General features: G+C 39.8%; 18 protein-coding genes. 10 read left to right on the forward strand and 8 right to left on the reverse strand.

Features of this window, described 5'->3' with window-relative positions:
- Positions 1–173: 173 nt before the first annotated feature.
- Complete coding sequence (locus tag EJF25_RS00540) at positions 174–578, forward strand: PaaI family thioesterase (RefSeq protein ID WP_077152632.1); 405 nt, start codon at positions 174–176, stop codon at positions 576–578.
- A gap of 7 nt (positions 579–585) precedes the next feature.
- Here the strand turns inward: EJF25_RS00540 and EJF25_RS00545 are convergent, their stop codons facing one another.
- Together EJF25_RS00545 and EJF25_RS00550 are read right to left on the reverse strand one after the other, a co-directional pair.
- Entirely contained in the window at positions 586–1,458 is an 873-nt protein-coding gene (locus EJF25_RS00545; protein ID WP_200832844.1) for a DUF3108 domain-containing protein, read from the reverse strand.
- A complete protein-coding gene (locus tag EJF25_RS00550) occupies positions 1,409–3,313 on the reverse strand; it encodes an Ig-like domain-containing protein (RefSeq protein WP_125039581.1) in 1,905 nt (634 codons plus the stop codon). Before EJF25_RS00550 ends, EJF25_RS00545 begins: the two co-directional genes overlap by 50 nt.
- A gap of 362 nt (positions 3,314–3,675) precedes the next feature.
- On the opposite strand from EJF25_RS00550, the gene lacZ reads away from it, so the two are divergent.
- The 5 genes from lacZ (at position 3,676) to lpxA (ending at position 13,567) form a co-directional block, all read left to right on the forward strand.
- Positions 3,676–6,783, forward strand: coding sequence for a beta-galactosidase, LacZ type (lacZ, locus tag EJF25_RS00555; RefSeq protein ID WP_125039582.1), 3,108 nt, complete (start codon positions 3,676–3,678; stop codon positions 6,781–6,783).
- Positions 6,784–6,967: 184 nt separating this feature from the next.
- Positions 6,968–8,137 carry an efflux RND transporter periplasmic adaptor subunit gene (locus EJF25_RS00560; RefSeq protein WP_125039583.1) on the forward strand — a complete coding sequence of 390 codons (1,170 nt, stop codon included), beginning with the start codon at positions 6,968–6,970 and terminating at the stop codon, positions 8,135–8,137.
- Positions 8,138–8,153: 16 nt separating this feature from the next.
- Positions 8,154–11,375 (forward strand): efflux RND transporter permease subunit, encoded by a 3,222-nt coding sequence (locus EJF25_RS00565; protein ID WP_125039584.1) that lies wholly within the window; start codon positions 8,154–8,156, stop codon positions 11,373–11,375.
- An 11-nt stretch (positions 11,376–11,386) separates the two neighbouring features.
- Complete coding sequence (locus EJF25_RS00570) at positions 11,387–12,778, forward strand: TolC family protein (RefSeq protein WP_125039585.1); 1,392 nt, start codon at positions 11,387–11,389, stop codon at positions 12,776–12,778.
- Between the two features lie 18 nt (positions 12,779–12,796).
- Complete coding sequence (gene lpxA, locus EJF25_RS00575) at positions 12,797–13,567, forward strand: acyl-ACP--UDP-N-acetylglucosamine O-acyltransferase (RefSeq protein ID WP_125039586.1); 771 nt, start codon at positions 12,797–12,799, stop codon at positions 13,565–13,567.
- A gap of 741 nt (positions 13,568–14,308) precedes the next feature.
- On the opposite strand, the gene EJF25_RS00580 is transcribed toward lpxA, so the two are convergent.
- Entirely contained in the window at positions 14,309–14,956 is a 648-nt protein-coding gene (locus EJF25_RS00580) for a carbohydrate-binding family 9-like protein (RefSeq protein WP_125039587.1), read from the reverse strand.
- A 216-nt stretch (positions 14,957–15,172) separates the two neighbouring features.
- Here EJF25_RS00580 and EJF25_RS00585 point away from each other — a divergent pair, with 216 nt between their 5' ends.
- Positions 15,173–16,117 (forward strand): tRNA-dihydrouridine synthase family protein, encoded by a 945-nt coding sequence (locus EJF25_RS00585; RefSeq protein WP_125039588.1) that lies wholly within the window; start codon positions 15,173–15,175, stop codon positions 16,115–16,117.
- 223 nt (positions 16,118–16,340) lie between these two features.
- Here EJF25_RS00585 and EJF25_RS00590 read toward each other — a convergent pair whose 3' ends face one another.
- Positions 16,341–17,249, reverse strand: coding sequence for an IS1595-like element ISBbi1 family transposase (locus tag EJF25_RS00590; protein WP_005807145.1), 909 nt, complete (start codon positions 17,247–17,249; stop codon positions 16,341–16,343).
- 103 nt (positions 17,250–17,352) lie between these two features.
- On the opposite strand from EJF25_RS00590, the gene EJF25_RS00600 reads away from it, so the two are divergent.
- A complete protein-coding gene (locus EJF25_RS00600) occupies positions 17,353–18,579 on the forward strand; it encodes a DcaP family trimeric outer membrane transporter (RefSeq protein WP_125039590.1) in 1,227 nt (408 codons plus the stop codon).
- A gap of 107 nt (positions 18,580–18,686) precedes the next feature.
- On the forward strand, positions 18,687–20,693 hold the full coding sequence (locus tag EJF25_RS00605) for a hypothetical protein (protein ID WP_125039591.1): 2,007 nt from the start codon (positions 18,687–18,689) through the stop codon (positions 20,691–20,693).
- Between the two features lie 854 nt (positions 20,694–21,547).
- Here the strand turns inward: EJF25_RS00605 and EJF25_RS00610 are convergent.
- The 4 genes from EJF25_RS00610 to EJF25_RS00625 all read right to left on the reverse strand — a co-directional run bounded on the left by EJF25_RS00610 (position 21,548) and on the right by EJF25_RS00625 (position 23,371).
- Positions 21,548–22,003, reverse strand: coding sequence for a hypothetical protein (locus EJF25_RS00610; RefSeq protein WP_125039592.1), 456 nt, complete (start codon positions 22,001–22,003; stop codon positions 21,548–21,550).
- A gap of 135 nt (positions 22,004–22,138) precedes the next feature.
- Positions 22,139–22,351 carry a hypothetical protein gene (locus EJF25_RS24685; protein WP_148098080.1) on the reverse strand — a complete coding sequence of 71 codons (213 nt, stop codon included), beginning with the start codon at positions 22,349–22,351 and terminating at the stop codon, positions 22,139–22,141.
- 393 nt (positions 22,352–22,744) lie between these two features.
- Positions 22,745–22,927, reverse strand: a complete 183-nt coding sequence (locus EJF25_RS00620; RefSeq protein WP_125039594.1) for a hypothetical protein — start codon at positions 22,925–22,927, stop codon at positions 22,745–22,747.
- Positions 22,928–23,026: 99 nt separating this feature from the next.
- Positions 23,027–23,371, reverse strand: a complete 345-nt coding sequence (locus EJF25_RS00625) for a hypothetical protein (protein ID WP_125039595.1) — start codon at positions 23,369–23,371, stop codon at positions 23,027–23,029.
- A 370-nt stretch (positions 23,372–23,741) separates the two neighbouring features.
- Here EJF25_RS00625 and EJF25_RS00630 point away from each other — a divergent pair, with 370 nt between their 5' ends.
- On the forward strand, positions 23,742–24,455 hold the full coding sequence (locus EJF25_RS00630) for a LexA family transcriptional regulator (protein WP_125039596.1): 714 nt from the start codon (positions 23,742–23,744) through the stop codon (positions 24,453–24,455).
- Positions 24,456–24,737 lie beyond the last annotated feature (282 nt).

A 24,737-nucleotide genomic window follows, 5' to 3' on the forward strand; every position in this document is an offset into this window, starting at 1 on the left:
AGCCATAATAGCAAATAATCTGCCGAATATACACATTATTTCTTTTATTTGCGTCATTTTATTAGGTATTTATTGTAAGTTAGGTTATCTTTGCTATTTATCAAAAACAATATTTATTGGATCATTTGAATATCCATAACTCAAAACCAATTCATCAAATTATTAAATTAATCATGACACCACAAGAGTTCTTCAGGAATGATTTATTCGCAAAAAATGCGGGCGTAGTATTGCTTGAAGTCCGCGAAGGATATAGTAAAACCAAAATGGAAATAAAAGCAGAACACCTCAACGCAGGTGCACGTACACAAGGAGGCGCCATTTTTACTCTGGCAGATCTGGCACTTGCAGCTGCGGCCAATTCACACGGGACACTTGCTTTCTCCCTCTCGTCAAACATAACATTCCTGCGTGCCAGCGGTCCGGGCGATACCCTTTATGCCGAAGCCCGCGAACGCTATATCGGTCGAAGTACGGGTTGCTATCAAGTAGATGTCACTAACCAACATGGAGAGCTGATTGCAACTTTTGAATCAAGCGTATTCCGAAAAGATCAAAAAGTTCCCTTCGAAGTCTGAATCCGGTTTATTTAACGATCGAAGTCATCGGATAACGATTACCGGTAACATCATTCAAGAATGCTTTTGCTGATCCAAAATTCAAAAACAAGTCTAAACGAACAGGAAGGTGGTTCTTATCATCTGATACAAAGAAAGTAATCACCTCCTTCTCTTTTCCCTTCTTATCATATTCCACCAATGAAAAGATCAGACAACGATATGTAATACCATTCTCTGCTTTCACATTTTCTTTTCCACGGTAGATAAGTGTTTGTTCCTCCACCTTACGACCTGTAGCCATCGGGAATTTAATCTTATCACCAACTTTATAATCAGCAGGATCATAGGAGCGAGCCTGGGCCAAAATAGTCAGCATATCATAAATACAACGGCTATCACTAGTCTCGTCTTCATAAACTTCTCCTGTACGCGGAAAAGAACGTTTCTGATTCGCAAAGCAAAGTCCGTCTTTATAAGAAAACCAAGCTTCATCGACGGTATAACGTTTACCTTCTTCAGCCCCTTTGCGGAAATAACGGGGTTCCAACTTCTCTCCCATTACACAAGTCAAAGTGTCACGCATCTTAAAAAAGAAGTCGGCACGTTTACTGCCTAAGGCTAACAGGTTAATACGAAAGGCAGGTTTCGAATGATAAGTAGTTGCATTGGTTGTTAAGCTGGCAATTCCGGCCTTTACCCAAACAAATTTCCAATTAAAGTACAAGTCATACATCACATGTTCTCCTGACTGGAATGCATCATTCTTCGCTTCACATTGAGCATTAGCAGGAAGCGCTATACTTCCTAACAATAACAAAATAAGTCCGATGGTGAATGCACGCCGCAAATTATCGACGCCGCCGCTCATCACTATTATTATTTTTCCTTTTGTCTTCATCTGGTTTTTGTTTTTTAAGTTCGTCGAGTTTTTGTTTATCAAGAGGAACAGCATGAATATCCCACGACTGATTGTTCAGATCCCAGTTTGCTTTTGGTTCCAGAATCATATTATAATAATAAACCTCCTCAGGTTGCAATCCCTTTTCAAAATTTCCTGTATCCCATTCGCCGTTTCCATTCCTGTCGTTAATCAAACGAGCGGAGTATTTCCCCGGATTTAGGAAATAGAAATCAGCAATTCCATTCACTACTCTCCGCCGACGTACCACTTTATCTTGCGCGTCTAATAGTTCGACAAAAGCCAAAGGGTCCGCCCCTGTTATATTGAATGTAATGCTGGCATATTCATCTTCACTACGTACCTTAAAGCCTTGTTTTATTTTATCAGTAAACAAGCCATAGATCCCATGAAATGCTGTAGAATCGACTGTAAATTCATATTCAATCGTCGGTTCCCAATCATAGAACAGATTAAATTTCTTTATATTAATCGAATCATGTTCAAATTCAAAAGGCACGTCTTTCCAAAGAGTATCTACTTTCTGTCGAAGGTGAATAGCAGTACTGTCAAAATAGGCTATTGGCTCCTCAAAAATCAAAGAAATAGAACCATATACATCCATTGATGAAGGAGCATCCACTTTTACAGATAAGAACTTTGTTGGTTCTACTTCTTCCTCATCGTCTTTCTTTTTCTTCTTTTTCTTCTTTTCAGGTTCTTCTTTCACAAGTTTCTGCTTCGACACAAGTCTCAACGTATCTGTACGAGGAACTAACTGATTCAATGTATCCGTATAAAGATAAGTCAGGCTAAGAGCAAGCGTATCCTGTTTATACAAAACAGAATCTTTCACCCAATAGTGAATAGTATCATTACGCAGAGTCTTTTCTATAACAAAAGCCTCCTTATCATCGAAATTTAATCCTTTCAACACAGGTAAAGTATCCGCTTTATTTGCAAAGTAAAGAGTAAACTTTTGCGGAACAAGACGCTCCGATTTTACCAGGTACTGAGAGTTATTGATCTCCTTAAAAGCACGAAGTATGAGATTATCCGGCAAATAATGAGTATACTTCTTTTCAATGATTGTGTCATAAGTCAATGAATCCACCCATGCTGTATCCATACGCACACGCTCTTCCATCGTAGGTATAACCAAAGAATCATTGAAAGCGATCATTTCGCTCTTCTGATTAAAAGTAAAGTTCTGGTCGGCATCCATCAATCCATAGATACGATATTTACCAGGAGCAATTCCACGAATTGAGAAATGCCCGCGACTGTCAGTACGTGCCACGCGGTCAAAAGGTAATTTAGTGAAAGCTGAATCATTGAGATTGGAATGTAATCCGACTAACATCCCTTTAATAGGTTCGAGGTTAGAAGCATCAAGCAATGTTCCGGCTACTTCCATTGTATCAATCTGTGCACCTGTGGAAAAAGTAAATGCAAAGTTACCCAGCGGATTACCCTCATTATTATCCACAATAGCATCGGAGAAATCGATTGTATAAGTAGTATTCTCTTTCAAAGAGTCAAGCAGGTTCACCTGTATTCTCTTTCCGGCAGCCTTAATCTCAGGTTGTTGTATCTGAGGAGGTGAAACAACCACTTTTTCTGTTGCTTTCTCTATCTTGATGAATTCATCAAAAACAAGAGATATCTTATTCTTTTTAGCGTTTGTAGCACCCGCTACCGGTGTACTACCGACAAAACGAGGAGGAGTCGTATCTTTATCTCCACCCCTCGGTTGTCCGATACTTGCACAGGAATATATCACAGCTACCAGTGTCAACACCGGTAAAACTCTGCGAACTATATACTTTATCTTTTGATTCTCAAATTGTAACATGTTGCAAAAATAAAGGTTCTTCATCAATAAACACTAACTTTCTAGCTAATTTATTAAAAATCTCAGATTCTGTAGGAACTAGCTACCTATAACGGAAGTACTATCCCTCATTCTATAAGCTATTCAAAGTGTATTCAATTTCTGGTTAGATTAAATAGACTTTGATAGATAACAAAACAGAGAGAAAGTATGTTTCTTCTCTCGTTACTTAAAATCTATTATAAACTATTTCAGATTGGCCGTTTATTCTATTTTTCAACTAATTTATTCAATTGTGATCTTAATTGAATAATTATTTGTCTTTTACTTTTCAATAATTGCTTATCTTTGATCCCGTAAAATCAAACCTAATACAAAAACCCATGAAGAAACAACTACTTTCCTGCTTTTTGGCTGCACTGGGACTGACAGCTATTCAAGCACAAAACTTCAACGAGTGGAAAGATCCGGAAATAAATGCCGTGAACCGCTCTGCCATGCATACTAATTACTTTGCCTACGCATCAGCCGATGAAGCACAAGCCGGCATCAAAGAAAACTCAAAGAATTTTATGACACTCAACGGTCTTTGGAAATTCAACTGGGTAAAAGATGCAGAAGCACGCCCGACAGATTTTTATCAGACAAATTTCAATGATAAAGGCTGGGATGAACTGAAAGTGCCCGGTGTTTGGGAACTAAACGGATATGGTGATCCGATTTATGTAAACGTCGGATATGCCTGGAGAAGTCAATTTAAAAATAATCCTCCCGAAGTTCCTACCACCAATAACCACGTAGGATCTTACCGCAAAGAAATCATCCTTCCAGACGATTGGAAAGGGAAAGAAATACTTGCTCATTTCGGTTCTGTCACTTCCAATATGTATCTTTGGGTAAACGGACGTTACGTAGGTTATAGTGAGGATAGTAAACTGGAAGCAGAATTCAACCTTACCAAATATCTCAAACCCGGTAAAAACCTGATAGCGTTTCAAGTATTCCGCTGGTGTGATGGCAGCTATCTGGAAGATCAGGACTTTTTCCGTTATTCCGGTGTAGGACGTGATTGTTATTTGTATGCACGTGATAAAAAACATATTCAAGATATTCGTTTAACTCCTGACCTGGATAGCCAGTATAAAGATGGTACTTTAGACGTAGCTATCGACTTAAAAGGTAGCGGAACAGTTGCCATTAACTTATCAGATGCACAGGGAAATAGTGTAGCGACAGCAGATCTGAAAGGTTCCGGCAAACTTAATACGACCCTTTCCATTTTAAACCCGGCGAAATGGACTGCCGAAACTCCGAATCTTTACACATTGACTGCCACCTTAAAAAATGGGAACAAAGTGACTGAAGTTATTCCTATAAAAATTGGTTTCCGCAAAATTGAATTGAAAGAGGGACAAATTCTTATTAATGGTCAGCCGGTACTCTTTAAAGGAGCCGACCGTCATGAAATGGATCCCGACGGTGGTTATGTCGTTTCTCTTGAACGTATGCTGCAAGATATCCAGATAATGAAGAAGCTCAATATCAACGCTGTACGTACTTGCCATTATCCGGACGACAACCGTTGGTATGACCTTTGCGACCAATATGGATTATATGTAGTAGCCGAAGCCAACATCGAATCTCACGGAATGGGATACGGAGACAAGACCCTTGCAAAGAATCCTGCTTATGCAAAAGCACACATGGAACGCAACCAACGCAACATTCAACGTGGATACAACCATCCTTCTATCATTTTCTGGTCATTAGGTAATGAGGCAGGTATGGGACCGAATTTTGAAGCATGTTATACCTGGATTAAGAATGAAGACAAAACTCGTGCCGTACAATATGAGCAAGCTAATACCAGTGAATTTACAGATATTTATTGCCCGATGTATTTAGACTATAATAATTGCATCAAATATTCTGAAGGAGACATACAGAAACCACTGATTCAATGTGAATATGCACACGCTATGGGTAATTCTGAAGGCGGATTCAAAGAATACTGGGATATTATTCGTAAATATCCAAAATATCAGGGTGGATTCATTTGGGACTTCGTTGATCAATCCTGCCATTGGAGAAACAAAGATGGCATAGATATTTATGGTTATGGAGGTGATTTCAACAAATACGATGCTTCCGACAATAACTTCTGCGACAATGGTTTGATCAGTCCTGACCGTGTGCCCAACCCACATGCTTATGAAGTGGGTTATTTCTATCAGAACATCTGGACAACTCCGGCTGATCTTGCAAAAGGTGAAATCAACGTTTATAATGAGAATTTCTTCCGTGACTTGTCTGACTGCTATATGGAATGGAGCTTATTAGCAAATGGCGAAATAGTTCAGACCGGTATTGTAAACGACTTAAAGGTAGCACCTCAACAAACAGCCAAGATACAATTGCCGTTCAACACAGAAAAAATATCTCCTTGTAAAGAACTGCTTCTTAATGTAAATTACAAACTTAAAAAAGCAGAGACTTTACTTCCGGCTGGGGAAGTTATTGCTTACGATCAATTAAGTATTTGTGATTACAAAGCACCAGAGCTTAAATTAGAAAACAAACAAACTTCTAATATTGCAGTCACTGTTCCAAGTATCCGGGATAATGATCAAAACTACCTAATCGTTACCGGGCAGGACTTTTCTTTAGAATTCAACAAACACGACGGTTATCTTTGCCGTTATGACGTGGGCGGAATGCAACTGATAAAAAAAGGCAGTGCTTTGACTCCTAACTTCTGGCATGCCCCTACCGACAATGATTTTGGAGCTGGCTTACAACATAGATATGCAATCTGGAAGAATCCGGAGATCAAACTAACTTCATTGAAACATGCTATCGAAAATGATCAGGCAGTTGTTCGCGCAGAGTATGACATGAAGTCAGTAGGTGGCAAGTTATTCCTTACTTATATTATCAATAATGAAGGAGCAGTAAAAGTGACACAGAAAATGGCTGCAGACCAAAGTCAGAAGGTCTCTGAAATGTTCCGCTTTGGTATGCAACTGCGTATGCCACTTGCCTTTAATAAGATAGAGTATTATGGTAGAGGACCGATAGAAAATTATTCTGACCGTAACCATGCTGCAAGACTTGGTAAATACCGTCAAACTGTAGAAGAACAATTTTATCCTTATATCCGTCCGCAGGAAACCGGTACAAAAACAGATATCCGCTGGTGGAATCTGCTGAATATCGATGGCAATGGTTTACAATTTATTGCTGAGGCTCCATTCTCTGCATCTGCATTAAACTATACTATCGAATCATTGGATGATGGCAGCAACAAAGACCAACGTCATTCACCCGAGATAGAGAAAGCCAACTTTACAAATTTCTGCATCGATAAGGTACAAACAGGATTAGCATGTGTTAATAGTTGGGGGGCAATACCATTGGATAAATATCGTCTTCTATACCAAGACTATGAGTTTAGTTTTATAATGACTCCAGTATTTCATCAACTAAAGTAAAAAACATAGTTAAAAAACAAGGTATCAGAGTACAAGAATAGCGAATTTAAAGTACTTTTGCAGCCGGAAACTGATTTCGCTCAATCAGTTTCCGGCTGTTTTCTTTAAATCACCTATCTTACTCATTGAACAACACGCCAGCAACAAACGCATAATCATTAAAAAAACAGATAAATAGTTAAGTATGAAAAGTAGAATTGTTTTATTTGCATTTTGCGTAGCCCTATTGTCTAGTTGCGGCAATAAGGGAAACGATACGGGAAAAGTCCCTGAATTTGCAGTACAAGAAGTACAAAAGAGCACCGTATCTTTAATGTCTTCGCATCCTGCTGCTACAATTGAAGGAAAACAAGATGTAGAAATCCGTCCGCAAGTATCGGGATTTATCACGAAATTATGTGTAGACGAAGGAGCTACTGTTCGCAAAGGACAAGTACTGTTCATCATTGATCCCGTTCAATATGCAGCTGCGGTACGTACTGCGGAAGCTGCCATTAAAACAGCAGAAGCTGCTGTAAATACTCAACAAATAACTGTTGACAATAAGCGTGAACTAAACAAGAAGCAGATAATCAGTGACTATGATTTGTCAATGGCAGAAAATTCTTTGGCGCAAGCCCAGGCACAATTGGCACAAGCACAAGCGCAACTGACTACTGCCAAACAAAACTTATCTTTCACTCAAGTAAAAAGCCCGACAGACGGTATCATTAGCAAGATTCCTTATCGTTTAGGAGCGTTGGTAAGTCCTTCAATGGCAACACCAATGACTACAGTATCTGAATTAGGAGAGGTTAATGTATATTTCAACATGACTGAGAAAGAGCTGTTGGCTATGGCAAAAAGCGGTGACATTAAAGAAGAACTCAACAAAATGCCGGCTGTAAAACTACAACTGATAGATGGAACAATGTATGATGCAGAAGGTAAAATTGAAATAGTAACCGGAGTCATTGAAAACGGTTCTGTGCTTATGCGTGCTAAGTTCCCTAATGACAATCACATTCTGCATAGTGGTGGTAGTGCTAATATTCTCATTCCTTATAATATGGAAAATGCGATTAACATCCCTCAATCAGCAACAGTTGAAATCCAAGACAAGAAATTTGTTTATACATTACAACCGGATAACACTGTAAAATACACAGAAATCACAATTTTCAATCTGGATAACGGAAAAGATTACTTAGTAACTTCCGGTTTGAATTCCGGAGACAAGATCGTTATAGAAGGCGTACAAACACTGAAAGACGGAATGAAAATACAACCTATCACTCCGGCACAAAAAGAAGCGAACTATCAACAAGCTTTGAAAGATCAACACGATGGCAACTTAGCCACTGCTTTCAATTAATAATTCAGATAACCGTATGAAATTAGATAATTTTATTAACCGTCCGGTACTATCAACAGTTATTTCTATTTTGATAGTAATCTTGGGTGCTATTGGATTGGTAACATTACCTATCACCCAATATCCGGATATTGCTCCTCCTACCGTATCGGTAAGAGCTACTTATACGGGTGCAAGTGCATCAACCGTATTAAACTCCGTAATCGCTCCGCTGGAAGAGCAGATCAACGGTGTAGAAAACATGATGTATATGACTTCCAGCGCATCTAACACAGGTTCCGGTGACATTTCTATATATTTCAAACAAGGAACGGATCCAGACATGGCGGCTGTCAATGTACAGAATCGTGTTGCTATGGCACAGGGATTATTACCAGCCGAAGTTACCAAAGTCGGTGTAACCACTCAAAAACGCCAGACTTCTATGCTGGTCGTATTTTCACTTTACGATGAAAGCGACACTTATTCCAACGCATTTATTGAGAACTATGCCAAGATCAACTTAATTCCACAGGTTCAGCGTGTACAAGGTGTAGGTGATGCGAATGTAATGGGTCAGGACTACTCTATGCGTATTTGGTTGCGTCCGGACGTAATGGCCCAGTATAAATTAATTCCGAGTGATGTAGCTGCCGCATTGGCAGAACAGAATATCGAAGCAGCTCCCGGTCAGTTTGGTGAACGTAGTAACCAGACTTTTCAATACACCATCCGTTACAAAGGACGTTTACAACAACCGGAAGAGTTCGAAAATATCGTTATCAAGTCACAGCCGGGTGGCGAAGTTCTTCGTCTGAAAGATATTGCAGAGATAGAATTAGACCGTTTGGGATATAACTTTACCAACCGCGTAAACGGACATAAGGCTGTTACTTGTATCGTTTACCAGATGGCAGGTACTAACGCAACCCAGACTATTACCGATATAGAAAAACTTTTGGATGAAGCGTCTAAGACTCTGCCTACAGGATTGAAGTTAAACGTATCCATGAATGCAAACGACTTCTTATTTGCTTCTATCCATGAAGTATTGAAGACTTTGATCGAAGCATTTATATTGGTGTTTATCGTAGTATATATCTTCTTGCAGGATTTACGCTCTACATTAATCCCGACTATTGCTATTCCGGTAGCTTTGATCGGTACCTTCTTTATCCTGTCGTTGATCGGATTTAGTTTGAACTTGCTGACCTTATGTGCTCTAGTTCTCGCCATTGCCATTGTGGTCGATGATGCGATTGTGGTCGTCGAGGGTGTGCATGCCAAGCTAGACCAGGGCTACACATCCGCCCGTCAAGCCTCTATCGATGCAATGCGTGAACTGGGAGGAGCTATCGTATCTATTACATTAGTTATGATGGCGGTGTTTATCCCCGTAAGTTTCATGGGTGGTACAGCAGGTACGTTCTACCGTCAGTTCGGTTTGACCATGGCAATCGCTATTGGTTTGTCCGCATTGAACGCTTTGACTTTGAGTCCTGCCCTTTGTGCTATATTCCTGAAACCACATACCGGTGATGGACATGAAAACAAGAAAAAGTCGTTCGTAGATCGTTTCCATGCCTCTTTCAATGCAGCATACGATTCTATCTTGAAACGATATAAGAAACGTGTCCTGTTCTTCATTCAGAAGAAATGGTTATCTTTAGGATTGGTTGCTATTTCTATCGTATTGCTAATATTCTTTATGGGAATTACGCCGACAGGTATGGTGCCTAATGAAGATACCGGTACATTGATGGGTGCAGTAACATTGCCTCCGGGTACATCACAGGACCGTTCTGAACAAATATTGGCACGTGTTGATAGCTTGATCGCTTCCGACCCTGCCGTAGCATCACGTACATTGATTTCAGGATTCAGCTTTATCGGTGGTCAGGGACCTTCCTATGGTTCTTTCATTATCAAATTGAAAGACTGGGATGATCGTTCTGTAACACAAAACTCCGATCTGATTGTTGCCACTTTATATATGCGTGCACAGAAGATTATTAAGGAAGCACAGGTATTATTCTTCGCACCTCCGATGATCCCGGGTTATTCAGCATCTACAGATATTGAAGTAAATATGCAGGATAAAACCGGTGGTGAATTAAATAAATTCTTTGATGTAGTCAATGATTATACGGCAGCATTGGAAAAACGTCCGGAAATCAACTCGGCAAAGACCTCTTTCAACCCGAACTTCCCGCAATATATGATCGATATTGACGCAGCAGTTTGTAAGAAGGCAGGTATCAGCCCGAACGACATCCTTACTACCATGCAAGGATATTACGGAGGTTTGTATGCATCCAACTTCAACCGTTTCGGTAAGATGTATCGTGTGATGATCCAGTCGGATCCATTATCACGTAAGAACTTGGAATCTCTGAAGAATATCAAGGTTCGAAACAACAGTGGTGAGATGGCACCGATCAGTCAGTTTATATCTGTGGAGAAAGTATACGGACCGGATATTATCAGCCGTTTCAATATGTACACTTCAATGAAAGTAATGGTTGCTCCTGCTCCCGGTTATACTTCCGGTCAGGCTTTGCAGGCACTTTCTGAAGTAGCACAACAGAATCTTCCGACAGGATATACTTACGAATTAGGAGGTATGGCACGTGAGGAGGCACAGAGTAGCGGCAGTACAACAGGTTTGATTTTTGTTCTCTGTTTCGTCTTCGTTTACCTATTGTTAAGTGCACAATACGAGAGTTACATTCTTCCGTTGGCTGTATTGCTCTCCATTCCATTCGGTTTGCTGGGTAGTTTCTTATTTGTTAATGGAATGAGTGCTATCGGTAGTATATCGTCATTGAAGATGATTCTGGGAACGATGTCCAACAACATTTATATGCAGATTGCATTAATCATGTTGATGGGTCTGTTGGCGAAAAACGCCATCCTAATTGTAGAGTTCGCCCTCGACCGTCGTAAGATGGGTATGAGTATTACTTGGGCAGCCGTTCTGGGAGCCGGTGCTCGTCTCCGTCCTATTTTGATGACATCACTTGCTATGGTCGTAGGTTTACTTCCGCTGATGTTTGCATTCGGTGTAGGTGCTCATGGTAACCGTACATTGGGTACAGCTTCCATCGGTGGTATGTTAATCGGTATGATTTGCCAGATCTTCATTGTTCCTGCTTTATTCGTTGTCTTCCAATATCTGCAAGAGAAAATTAAACCGATGGAATGGGAAGATATCGACAATGCAGATGCTGAAACTGAGATTGAACAATACGCTAAATAATGAAATTCGATATGAAGAAACAGATTATATATATGTTGTGTGCAACTGCTCTACTGAGCAGCTGCCACATCTATAAGTCATACGACAGACCCGAAGACATTAATACCGCCGGCCTGTATCGTGACCCGGTAGCGGAAAATGATACACTGGTTTCGGATACAACCAACTTCGGCAATCTGCCATGGAAGACTGTATTTACTGACCCACAACTTCAATCACTCATTGAACTGGGACTGAAACAAAATACAGATTTACAATCCGCTATTTTAAAAGTAAAAGAAGCGCAAGCTCCTTTACTGGCTGCTAAATTGGCCTATGCTCCTTCACTGGCTTTATCACCGCAAGGTACTATCAGCAGCTTTAATCATAAAGCAGCCTCAAAGACCTACTCTCTTCCGGTAGCAGCCAGTTGGGAAATAAGTTTGTTCGGTGGAATATTGAATACCAAAAGAGGTGCCGAAGTTAATGTTAAACAAATGCAAGCTTACCGCCAAGCTGTTCAAACTCAAATCATAGCCAATGTTGCCAATATGTATTATACGTTGATGATGTTGGACAAACAGCTGGAGATCAGTCGTGAAACAGCAGACATTCTGAAACGGAATACAGAAGCGATGGAAGCGATGAAAGAGGGTGCAATGTATAACATTAACAGCGCAGGTGTAGAACAAAGCAGAGCTGCTTATGCTCAGGTACTTGCTTCATTGCCAGATATCGAACAGAGTATTCGTGAAGTAGAAAACTCTTTATCAGTCTTACTTGGCCAGGCTCCGCAAAGTATCAAACGCAGCACATTAGATGCACAATCGTTGCCAAGCGAATTCTCTGTAGGCGTTCCCTTACAGTTGCTTTCAAACCGTCCGGATATCAAAGCTGCAGAAATGGCTTTAGCAGCTTCTTACTACAATACTAATGTAGCGCGTTCCAATTTCTATCCTAAGATTACATTAAGTGGTTCGGCAGGATGGACCAATAGTGCAGGTTCGACAATTATCAATCCGGGTAAGTTTCTGGCAACTGCTATCGGTTCTTTAACTCAACCATTGTTCTATAATGGTTCCAACATTGCCAAACTGAAGATTGCCAAAGCACAGGAAGCAGAAGCTAAACTGGCCTTCCAACAAGCATTATTGAATGCCGGAAGTGAAGTCAGCAATGCATTGAGTTTATATCAAACAACCAGTGAAAAGGCAGAATCCAGAAAAATACAGGTAGAAGCTGCACAAAAAGCTGCTAACGATACCAAGGAATTGTTTAACTTAGGGACCTCCACTTACCTAGAAGTTCTGTCAGCTCAACAATCTCACCTGAGTGCACAAATTTCTCAGGTTTCCGATACATTTGACCGAATGCAAGCAGTAGTAAACCTCTATCAGGCATTAGGTGGTGGAAGAGAAGATTAACTTTAAACATATACTATTATGATTAGTCCGTTAGCTTATGTAGACCCTGAAGCAAAAGTAGGAAAGAATGTAACCATTCAGCCTTTTGCTTATATCGAAAAAGGAGTGGAAATAGGAGATGATTGTATCATCATGTCTTATGCTAGTATCCTGAAAGGAACAAAAATAGGAAAAGGAAATAAAATACATCAGAATGCTGTCCTGGGAGCGGAACCACAAGACTTTCACTATACCGGAGAAGAAAGCAGTTTGATCATCGGAGATAACAACGATATCCGCGAAAATGTAGTCATTAGTCGTGCCACTTTTGCCGGAAATGCTACAAAGATCGGAAACGGTAATTACCTGATGGATAAAGTACACCTTTGTCATGATGTTCAAATAGGCAATAATTGTGTAGTCGGCATTGGAACAACCATTGCCGGAGAATGTGTATTGGATGATTGTGTCATCCTGAGCGGAAACGTTACCCTCCATCAATATTGCCATATAGGAAGCTGGACGCTCGTACAAAGTGGTTGCCGTATTTCGAAAGACGTACCTCCATACGTAATTATGTCCGGAAATCCGGTTGCTTATCACGGAGTAAATGCCGTAGTCTTGTCACAACATCACAATACGTCAGAGAGAATTCTCCGCCACATTGCAAATGCCTATCGTCTGATTTACCAAGGTAACTTCAGCGTACAAGATGCAGTGCAGAAAATCGTTGATCAGGTACCAATGAGTGAAGAGATTGAAAACATTGTAAACTTTGTCAAGAGCTCGGAACGAGGAATTGTAAAATAACAGATAGTTACTTTTCAATAAAAGCAAAGGTGGTGTTCTACAAAAGGCACCACCTTTTTATTTGATTATAGTTTATTTCAACATTTCCGGCTACTATTTCCATTTTAATTCATCTTTCCTTCATCTTCATATTTTGGACTATTCTTCTGTAAATCTGGCAATTGCATTGCGTCATCCATTCCTAAGATGAAGCAATCAGTGTAATCGTCTCTTAGTCTAAACTTCATACTAATGTAGTTCAACAATTTACTTATATAAACGTTTCCCCCCTTTACTTATCACGAGGCAAAACTAAAAAGCACTTACCATTCAGTAGAATTATAGATTTAGTATAATGGATATATATAACTATCTCGATACAAATGGGATAAAAAAGATGACGCAATACAATTATCTGATTTACAGAAGAATAGTCCAAAATATGAAGATGAAGGAAAGATGGTTTGCATTAATAAAACACCGCGAAAACACTATAGAATTTCAGAAAAAGACTGCTATATTTGTTTCCAATCTTCCTTATCTTTAAAAAAAAGACTGAAGAGTTTGCAAACAAACTTCCCAGTATTTGTGGAACAAAAAACATACGGTTAATCGGATACAGTCAAGTACTTCTTTTATGTAAACTAACCGCTTCTTTCACTTCAATCAACCGCATGACTCTGTCGAATCATGCGGTTGATTGAAGTGAAAGATATACTTGTTTTTCCCAATTTCAGTGCATCTTTTTATTTATGAAGAGAATTATTCAAATTCCAACATACCAAAGAAATCCGGACGATGAAAATCCGGTTGTTCTATCACAATCGGATTCCATGAAAGGAAATGAGGCGTTTGTAAATCATCACCACATTTATAAAAATTAGCTTTAATCTCTCTTCCGTCCAATGAATGTATCTGATGTTTAAAAAAGACTGCATAAGGAATGATCAATGCAACTTCCCAAGTAATATCTCCATCTCCTATGCGTTCTTCAAACGGTTCTTTTCCTAAACTAGCCCAACGCTGTACAAGGGATGTTATTTCCTCCGGAGCATGTTCACGTCCGTTACGGGTAGCTCCGGCACCAATCAATATTGTTCCGATACAGTTGCACTCTATATTATAATATACTCCGTCTCCCGCCGGAATAGAGAAGAACTCAACACAAGAATCGGTCCATACAGCACCGTTATCTTCTCCATATTTTGCGCGAACACTCGCCTCTTTTACCTTAAAATGCAATAAAACAGCATCTTTTGTATGAGCAATCCGAAAACTCACTTTAGGTTTGTAAGGATATGCAGCCCAATTAACGCATTGAATTGGTTGAAAATCGATTTTTTCTTCATCGAATAATTTAGGAAGTGCAAAAGCCTCAACATTAGCAGCACTAATTTTCTTTACCTTCATATTTATTTCATTTGAAATGTATACAAATGTAGTTATTTTCTATCAATAAGCCTATCGAAAATGGAATAAAAACTATATATATCCAAATATCCGAATAGATAATGAACATTCAAATACAGAGTAACAATCAGACTTTAATCAATTTAACACCAGAAAAAGAGAAACTGTGAGGTCCCTATCTTTTACTTTCAGTATCTTTGCGACAAAAATAAAGCAATGCAAGAGATTCTTCCCATCCATTTCGCTCCATTACAAGGCTATACTGAAGCCATTTACCGTAATGCACATGCCACCTGTTTTGGAGGTGTAGATACCTACTATACTCCATTTGTCCGGTTGGAGAAAGGTAATTTTCGTAATAAAGATAAACGGGAAATAGATGCAGAAAACAATCATGTACCTCACTTAGTTCCTCAACTGTTAGCTTCATTACCAGAAAAGGCAGAAACAATTTTATCCCTTTTCATCGAGAAAGGTTATAAGGAGGCAGATATTAATTTAGGCTGTCCGTTTCCACTATTGACTAAACGACATAATGGTTCCGGCATTCTTCCTTATCCGGAAGAAGTAAAAGCGTTACTAAGTATAGTCACGAAATATCCTCAAATCAGTTTCTCTATTAAGATGAGATTGGGATGGGAGAATCCGGACGAATGCATTCAACTAGCACCTTTACTGAATGAATTGCCTTTACGTAAGATAACTATGCATCCCCGATTAGGTAAACAACAATATAAAGGAGAGGTAAACCTTAAAGGTTTTGCTACATTCCAGAATGTATGCAAACACCCGCTAATCTATAATGGTGATATCAACAATGTAGAGGAAATTCAAGCCATCAAAGAACAATTTCCTACATTAGCCGGAATTATGATAGGTCGCGGATTATTGGCTAACCCTGCATTGGCTTTGGAATACAAATCAGGAAAAAAGTTATCTTCTGACGAAATGGCTAAGAAGATACAGGAAATGCATGCTATCGTTTACCAACAATACAAACAACAACTCAACGGTGGAGACACACAGCTTGTGAATAAAATGAAGTCTTTCTGGGAATATCTTCTTCCTGAAGCAGATAAGAAGTCATTAAAGGCTATACATAAGAGTAATTGTATTGATAAATATCAGCAGGCAGTTAATAGTCTTTTTAGTAAGTTATAGTCTTAAAGTCTTCCTTCTGTAGCAAAAAAGCAATCAAGAATATTCTTTAATACACAAAAGGGGGACTTACAAGCATATGTAATTACAATAAATAATGATAAAGTCGTTTATATGAGTCTAATTTCTCCTTATAAACGACTTTATCATTTACAATAAGACCATTACATTTATAGTTTTCTAGGATTAAATTCTGAAAAGCAAATAGATTTTTCTGATTATCCGTTTATGCACCTGTTATATTCGCAATTACTAGTCTGTCAAAGAGTTTGTCTCCAAAATACCGTCTGTTTAATTTGTAAATAAACTCGTTGAGATACAACTGTAAGTATTTCCTTTTGATTTTATGGTAGTTGCCCAGCAATGTCCGTTTTGCATTACTGATTGCGATATGCACCCATTTGAGTGTTTCCTTGGTGGTTTTGGCGTCTGATTTCTCGGTGACGTGCAATTCCACCAGATCGGAGATGTCAACGTAAGAAGTGCTTTTGTCCGAAAATACGATGGCATCATCCTCCATGCAGTCCCTGACCACGCCGTTGATTCCTTCACTTTGATGGCTATCCAGTACCCTGGCCTTGAAATAACGCACATGCTTCTCCTTTTTGCCCGTTTCGATATCTTCCAACGGGGTGCTTTCGGCCATCACCGCAACGTTCTGCTTTCCCTCGGCTCCCCGGCCACGTGTACCCTTGCCTCGCTCGATTTCCTTACTGGCCACCGAAAAGTAACCCTCATCCAGTTCTATCATCCCTTCCAGTGTATACCTTGCATCCCGGTTGCCCATCGCCCTGCGGAGTTTGTGTACCATCGCCCATACCGGTTCGTAACGCTTCAATCCTAATTGCTTCTGGAGTTCGTTGGTGGAGAATCCCTTTTTTGTGCAACTCATCAGGAACATCGTTTTGTACCACACCAGAAACGGCAGCTTGGAGCTCTCCATGATCGTACCGCTGCGCAACGAGGTGCGGAAACGGCAACCTTTGCATTCATAACTCCATTTACCCTGTAACCAATAATGGGAAGTGCCCCCGCATCGCTTGCAGACAACCCCTTCCTTATCACGCTGCTCCTTGAAATGCAAACGACAATCTTCCTCCGAACCGAAATGAGCCGTAAAACTGAATATGTTCATAATCCCTGCTTTTTGAGCGCTAATATACTAAAAATATTAGGTGTGTTTGCGGAGAATCAGATAGATTTTTGTAATTTTGCGCTCGTTTATAAACAAGCACATTATGAAGAGATTCTGTTTTATCGCATTAAGTATCCTGATTACCTCAGGTGTCTTCGCACAAAAGAAAAACTTTAGTTACAAATTCTACGGACAAATCCGCACTGATCTTTTCTATAACAGCCGCGCAAACGAAGAGACTGTGGACGGATTATTCTATATGTACCCGAAGGATAAAGTACGCGATGATGACGGTAATGATTTGAATGGAACAGCAAATGGTAGTTTCTATATTCTTTACTCCCGTTTAGGAATTGATGTTGCCGGACCGAAATTAGGAACAGCAAAAACTTCTGCTAAAGTGGAAGTAGATTTACGCGGTTCAGGTAGTTCATACTCAACTGTCCGTATCCGCCATGCCTATCTGAATCTGGATTGGGGTACTTCAGCTTTATTAGTCGGACAAACTTGGCATCCTTTGTTTGGTGATGTTTCCCCACAAATACTCAATCTAGCCACAGGAGCTCCTTTCCAACCTTTTAATCGTTCACCTCAGATTCGTTACCGTTATACAGATAGGAACTTACAATTGACAGGAGCATTGCTTTGGCAATCTCAATATCTGTCACAAGGTCCTGCGGGTAAAAGTCAGGCATATATAAAAAATAGTTGTATACCTGAAGTCTATGTAGGTGCAGATTATAAATCAGAAGGTTTGTTGGCAGGTGCAGGTATTGAACTGCTCTCGTTAAAGCCACGTACACAAGCTACCGGAGAAAACGGCCATACTTATAAAGTAAATGAACGAATCACAACTCTGTCTTATGAAGCTCATGTAAAATACACTAATAAAGACTGGTTTTTAGGTGCTAAAACCGTTTTAGGTTCCAATCTGACTCAGGCTTCCGGATTGGGAGGTTTTGGAATTAAATCGACCGATGAACGTACGGGAGAACAGAAATATACTCCGATAACAGTATCAAGTACTTGGGTGAATGCTGTCTACGGTCAGAAGTGGAAACCGGGTATATTTGTCGGTTATGCCAAGAACCTCGGAACAAGTAATAAACTGCAAGCCGGTAGTAAACTTTATGGCACAGGTACTAATCTTGATCAACTCGTTACGGCAGGAGCCGAATTGTCTTATAATGTATCGAATTGGAAATTCGGATTAGAATATACACTCAGCACTGCTTGGTATGGCTCTGTAGAACATTCAAACGGAAAGATTGTAGATACACATGCTGTTTGTAATAATCGTATTGTAGCTGTCGCTATGTTTCAGTTCTAGACGTTCCCCAAACCGTTTACCATTCCCGATTCACGTCATGGAACCATGATACATATTAGTGAAAAAGAATATAAACGAATCATATCAACTTTTAAACATTAAAACCTATGAAACACATTTTTTGTCTTTTACTTCTATGCCTCTCTTGCCTGTTCACTCAAGTAGTTCAGGCAGAAAATCGCTGGAGGATCAATCCAAACGGAAGTATCACATGGAATCCCCAAAAAGGAGAAACTCATCAAGATCATATTGAAATGAGTGGTTTGAAGGTTTCCTCCGTTATCCGTTATGGAGTTGATGAAAAAGGAGCATTTACGGTAAATAGAAGTATTGTTTGGCCTATGCTGCGTACTATTCCTAACAATACACACGCTTCTCTCACTCGTAGATTTGCTTGGAATATACCTGATATGATTTCTGTAAACGGACAGAGCCTGCAAAGTGAAAAGGTAGAAAATGTTACTTTGAATGGTATGATCACAGTAAACAGTGTGTTCAAAGCCAATAGAGGGAACGTTGCACTTACACGAATCTTATTTCCATCCACTGATAAACCTGCTTTCTGCGAGAAATATGTGTTGCGTAATTGCAATGATCAGGAAATCAAAGTAGAAATACCTCAATCACGTTCTGTCATTCAGACTCAGCCGGAACAGGGAGTAGATGGTAGTTATCGCTTAGTAGCAGAAATCCAAGGAGGAAAGACGGTAGTACTAAAACCTAATGAAGAGGTTACCTTCAGCGTCTTCTTCACCGGATATAAACCAAACGAGAATGAACTGGTGATGGATGTGGATAAAGAACTGAAAGCACGCGAAGCATTGGTTGCCACTTTATGGAACCGCCTGATATTGGATACACCGGATCCTGTTATTAACACGATGTTTGCTTTTGCCAAAATCCGTGGTGCGGAAAGTATCTATGATACGAAAGGTGGCTTGATGCACGGTCCCGGCGGAGAGTCTTACTATGCGGCTATTTGGGCAAACGATCAGGCTGAGTACATCAACCCTTTCTTCCCTTATCTGGGTTATGAGACAGGAAATCAGTCTGCATTCTGTTCATTCCAACATTTCGCACGTTTCATGAACCCGGAATATAACAAGATTCCAAGTTCGATCATTGCCGAGGGGTTAAGCACCTGGGGCGGAGCGGGTGATCGTGGCGACGCTGCCATGGTAGCGTATGGAGCTGCCCGGTATGCATTGGCTAGAGGAAATCAAGAGGAAGCTGAAAAGCTATGGCCACTTATCGAGTGGTGTCTTGAATACAATAAAAGACAATTGACTCCGGAAGGAGTAGTAGCGTCAGACGCCGATGAATTGGAAGGACGTTTTCCAGCAGGAAAAGCAAATCTGTGTACTTCTTCTTTGTATTATGACGCACTTTTATCTGCCTGTTATTTAGGAAAAGAAATCGGTGTTAGTTCTACACAATTGGCTCAATATAAGAAACAAGCAGGACAATTGAAAGAAAACATGGACCGCTACTTCGGAGGTGAAGTGGAAGGTTTCGATACTTACCGCTACTACAAAGGGAACGATAAACTCCGTTCATGGATTTGTATTCCATTGACAGTAGGAATCCATGATCGCAAAGACGAAACAATTAAAGCATTGTTCTCCCCTAACCTATGGACTAAAGACGGTTTACTGACCGAATCAGGAAGTAAAACATTCTGGGACCGTTCTACTTTATATGCTTTGCGTGGTGTCTATGCCTGTGGAGAGGCAGAGAAAGCGACTGAATACTTAAAATTTTATTCCAATGAGCGTTTGCTGGGTGATCATGTTCCTTATGCTATCGAAGCGTGGCCCGAAGGCAATCAACGTCATTTATCCGCTGAAAGTGGATTGTATGCACGTATTATAACGGAAGGTATGTTTGGTATCCGTCCTACAGGACTCCGTTCATTTACACTGACGCCTCATCTGCCGGAAAGCTGGGATCACATGAATTTAAGAAGCGTACGAGCCTTTGAAAAGGAATTCGACGTGGAAGTGAAGCGGTCGAAAAATGGAAAGAATGAGGTATCTGTCCTTATAGCCGGAAAACCGATATTCAAACAGACGGTCAAAAACGGAAAGACCATTCAAATTCATCTGCCCAAATAGATATCAGATAAAGAGATTCGAAAATCAGCGATTATCTGAACGGACGTTATGTATTTTCATATTACCAATAATCTTTAGTAAGATATGAAACTTTCGAATCGCCTAAAATATCCGTTCCTCATTATTTACATTAAGGATTTAATTTATAATAAATGTAATTCGAGTTTATAATAAATTCTGTCCACGTTTATTATAAACGATATTCAAATTTATTATAAACCATTTCGCAGAAATATCGGCAAATAATCAAGTGATTCACGATGAAATATAAACGAAATAAGGCATTGATCGAATGATCAATGCCTTATTTCATATCTATTCCAACACAAAAGGAGTACTGAACTACAAGATTATTATGTTTCCATTTTTCTTATTCTATGCATGTTTTTATTTTTTTCTTTTCCCAAAGATACAACAAAAAAGTCGTTTGTCAAGTGTTTCATAAAAAGTGACTATCGCTGCTATTGGGAGACAGTTTACTGAATATTACTATTTCACTACCATACTCAGTAAAAAAAATTATTAGGCAGAAAAGACCCTGATATAGCAACTTCTGCTATTTTATCGTGCGATTAGCAGCTTTACTATTTCCTTCATTGAGTTCGTTATTGCCTTTCTGCTGGATAACACGGTAACGCTCATCATAGTACATCACAGTGTATAATGGGGTACCGGTTACTCCGGTCTTGGATAGACGTGCTATCCTGGCTCCGGTCTGTTGTCCTCGGCAGCCACCGGAGTATTTCTTGCCGTATCCCGTTTCCGGTGGTCGGTGAGGACATCAATGTGGAATGAAAATAGTTGGATGCAGGTTCCTGGCCTGAACTCGAATTATCCATCGTGAGTTCCATTGGTTAGTACATTGTACGCTGAAAATTCTCATCCTGACCGGACACTTTCTCACTGACCACATTATACATCACGGGACTGCCGTTATCAAAAGCAATGTTGGATACGGGCATGGAGTTGTAAAACGTGAGATGTTCATACCAATAACCTGACGCACCTTGAGCTGCCAAAATGGTACTCGAATAATAATCTCGTTGCGTCACGATATGCTTAATAGCACCGCCAACCCAAACCGGTTTGAAAGTCGGCTGTTTGGGATTGGTAAGGCCATATCGGTATTCCTTCTTTATCTTTTTATCGATCTGCTGATCGTAAGCTTCGATGAGGGCAATGCGCAGTCCACCTACCGGATGAAGGTAATCACAGGCTCCGTCTTCCTTGCTGTTGTCACGAAAAGCTCCGTAATTTCCCTCGTAAAAGAAGCTGGTCCGTAGTCCGTCAGGATTGGTCATCCTGTCCAAGACTCCTTTCTGAGTCCATAAGGCACTCGGTTCACGGTTGACTCCTGATAATAGAGCGTATAGCTGATACCACTATCCAGACCGAGAAGAACGTCCTCACGTATGCTTGGTACAGTGGTTTGCACCGTTCCTCTGTCACCACCGTTGCAGAATCCCCAATGATCTAAAGCTGTCGTGTAAATCGAAGGTACATTGTCGATATCTGTATAATTGAAACTTATAGATGTGGTTGTCCACTCCAGGGGTAGAGATGCGCACAGAGTCCAACTTCGTCAGTGAGGTTCCTTTGTTGTAAGGAGTGATAAAGAATTTGATGGTACGTACCAGAACGTTATTCTCATCTTTCACCTCTTATTTTGTCGAACACGTCAGTGTTGTTCGGACTCATACCTACGCTTTTATAGGACACCGACAACTTGTTTCCTTTGAAAGAGACATCTTGCAACTGTGTGACAGAGATATCCCCGGAAGTATAGGAGAAGGTGGAAGTATAATTGATGAGGTCTCCGACGGTAAGATCATTTCACGAATGGGGTCCGCTAAGTCCTATATTCCAGTATTCAGTTAAGCCATTACAGCTATTGCGTTCTGTGCTTTTAGTCGTTGGAAGTTACGGCGGATCCTATGATTCTCCATTGCCTTCTCCTTCATACGGCTTATTTATTTCTCCACCACCAGAGACTATATTTTCGACACGATCAAAGCGGACATATCGCACTCCCGCCATCATTGAACGAGCCGCTATGGTAGCATCAAAATACTTTGTACATGCAGAAAGGAAGCGGATTGTGAGTGAGGCTTGCGAAGTGGAATGCCTAGCACTGCATCGCCTTCACGCTTCATCAGCCAATGAACCACGCAGTCGTAGATAAGATCCTCACTGATGAAGAAATAATCTAATCCCTGTTTTTTTATTCTTACCATGATTAATTTGCTTTAGTATAATGATTACTCTATTTTGATGCTATATCGTTATTGATTTTTTATAAGAATGTCATTCGCTATAAATAAACACGCTATTGTTTAAACGTAATCCGTCCGGTCGGCTTCGTCTTCGAGAATTTTTATTCTCTTATGCTCAACACTCTGGCGCACCACTTTTAATACATGCAAAATGAGTTCCATTCGTACTAATGGATCTTCTACTTGTGTAATGACGAGATAAGAGTATTTATTCCGTTGTTCTTTTCTGATCCAACTTCCGCTATTATACGGGCAACGGCCAATTTTCTTCCGACATCCCTTACAATAAATGTCCAGACACTGTGTTTGTCTATTCACGTAGAAAAATTCCTGTGAGAGTTCACGTCCACATTGCTTGCAGACAGAAGAAATAGATAAGTTTTGTGTTGAAATTTTCATTTTCATATCATTAATTATTAATTCAATAAATAAATTGGGTTATTTTAAAGAGTGATATCCGTATGGATCTGAATTGGTGGATATATATACAGCTTGGTGACCTATATACCTACTACAGATAGTAAATACGCTCATCAAGGAGAGCGTGAACAAGTTCTTTGGCAACTGACCGTAAACTTTCTTTGCTTTTTCATGGTTATTCTATTTTTAATTTATGCTTTTGAAACAAATTAGTAATTATCGTATTACAAAGACAATACGATTTTAACTTAAGAAACCAATTGTTTTAAAAACTAATTCTCAATTATTTTATAACAAGCTATCAATGAGAGAGTAATAACTTCTCAATTATTTACATCATTTTAAACACCCGAAAATGGATACACTTTTAGACGTTACAGCTATTGTGAAGCGTGCCAAACAAGCCCTGAATCTTAAAAGAGATAGTGAACTAGCTGAATATCTAGGAGTTTCCAGAGCTACAGTATCAAACTGGTGTGCCCGGAACCGAATCGATTTTCCTTTATTACTAGATAAGATGGGAAAGGACATAGATTATAACTGGTTACTCGTAGGAAAGAGCGATCCTAAACATCATCCGATCTTTTGTAACAGTGAACTGACACAGAGAGAAGTGGATATTATTCACAATCCCAAAACAAAAGAAGCAATCAATGACCGCAGTGTAACGCTGTATGATATCACGGCGGCAGCCAATCTGAAGACTCTCTTCACGGACAAGCAACAATATGCGGTAGTCAAGATACAAATTCCGAGTATTCCTTTCTGCGACGGAGCGATTTATGTGAGTGGAGATAGTATGTACCCGATTCTTAAATCGGGTGATATTGTGGGATACAAGGAAATAAATAGTTTCAGTAATCTGATTTATGGAGAGATATATTTGGTTTCGTTTAATATCGAGGGGGATGAATATCTGTCGGTAAAGTACGTAAACCGTTCGGACAAGGAGGGATACCTAAAATTAGTTAGCTATAATACTCATCATGAGCCAATGGATATTCCGTTTACTTCTATCAACGCGATGGCGATAGTGAAATTCTCCATCAGGAGACACATGATGATGTAAGAAATAAACTTAATAAATAGTTTATTATTAGTAGCTTGAATCCGGAATATATTTAGCCGAAACATTTCTGATTGACAGTGGAGACATCAGAAGTAAAATCGGACTATCATAATAATACATTTAGGCTCGTATTTCGCAAGTTTCACGATTTTAGTGACAAAAGAACGGTGAAACCTGTGTAATTCATATTATCAACACAACAGACAGAAGAAAAGAAAACTTACCAGACTGACTCTGACATGAAAACCTTCAGCATGGATATGCCCCTAAAAATTAATTGTT

Origin of the sequence: Bacteroides faecalis, from assembly GCF_003865075.1 — a bacterium.
GTDB classification, from domain to species: domain Bacteria; phylum Bacteroidota; class Bacteroidia; order Bacteroidales; family Bacteroidaceae; genus Bacteroides; species Bacteroides faecalis.